We start from the raw sequence: 1,198 nt of genomic DNA on the forward strand, positions 1-1,198 counted from the left end.
TTCGGGTGCTTTTTCAAGTCATACTTCGGGGACAGGAAGGGTGGGAGCCCTCTAAGCTGCAAGATACATTTATCTCCGGGCATGGTGGTGATCTCGCTGGTGGTCATCAGTTCCCGGCCAAGCCGCTGCATATTCTGGCTGTAACTTTCAGACTGTCCACGGCTTCGGCCCTCGGTCTGCATAGAGATGGTGGCCTTGCCCAGCCAGTTTTCCGAAATATCCTTTAGGGTGGAAGCCTCCCGGCCTCCGAGGAACACGATGCTGTCCATGTTGCCCATGATGGTTTCGGAATGGTCTTTGTACAATGCCTTACACTGGCTCATTGCCTGATAAAAAAGCGTCAGGCTGATTTCACGGGAGCGGATGACAGCCACGATCTTTTCCAGCCCCGGCACCTGTCCGGTATTGGCAGCTTCGTCCCACAGCACCCGCACATGGTAGGGCAGACGCCCTCCATAGGTGTTGTCAGCCCGTTCACACAGAAGGTTGAACATCTGCGAGAAAGCGAGGGCAACCAAAAAGTTGTAGGTGGTGTCCGTATCGCTGATAAGAAAGAACAGCGCCGATTTTTCGTCCCCCAGCTTATCCAGCTCCAGCTCGTCATAAGACATGATCTCCCTGAGCTGGGGAATATCAAAGGGAGCCAGCCTTGCACCGCAGCTAATCAGAATACTTTTTGCTGTCTTGCCAGCTGCCAGCTTGTATTTTTTATACTGCCGGACCGCAAAATGATGTGGATCTTTTTCTTCCAGTTCATCAAATAATAAATCTACCGGATTTTTAAAATTTTCATCATCCTCCCTCGCCTCACTGGCATCGATCAGATCGATCAGCATCGCAAAGTTCTGTTCTTCTTCCGGTGCTTCGTACCAGATGTAGGCAATCAGCGCTGTATAATACAGCTTTTCCGCCTTCACCCAGAAATCTTCTCCGGACTGCTGTCCCTCACCTTTTGTATTGGTGATAATGGTATTGACCAGCTTCAGAATATCCTTTTCGCTTCGAATATACGAAAATGGATTATAACGCATGGATTTGGAAAAGTTTATGGTATTCAGCACCTTGATCCGATACTTACCCTTCTGAAGCATTTTCCCGCACTCCACAAGAACCGTTCCTTTCGGATCAGTAATGACATAGGAACTGTGCATTTGCATAAGATATGAGGTAGGCACCCTGCGCCTTGCTGACTTTCATC

General features: G+C 49.2%; 1 pseudogene. It reads right to left on the bottom strand.

What is annotated here, in order from left to right:
- A pseudogene (locus DWY93_RS16775) lies at positions 1–1,160 on the bottom strand (type IV secretory system conjugative DNA transfer family protein); the annotation flags it as partial.
- Between the last annotated feature and the right edge of the window lie 38 nt (positions 1,161–1,198).

Origin of the sequence: Clostridium sp. AF28-12 (genome assembly GCF_003435225.1) — a bacterium.
Taxonomy (GTDB): domain Bacteria; phylum Bacillota; class Clostridia; order Lachnospirales; family Lachnospiraceae; genus Pilosibacter; species Pilosibacter fragilis.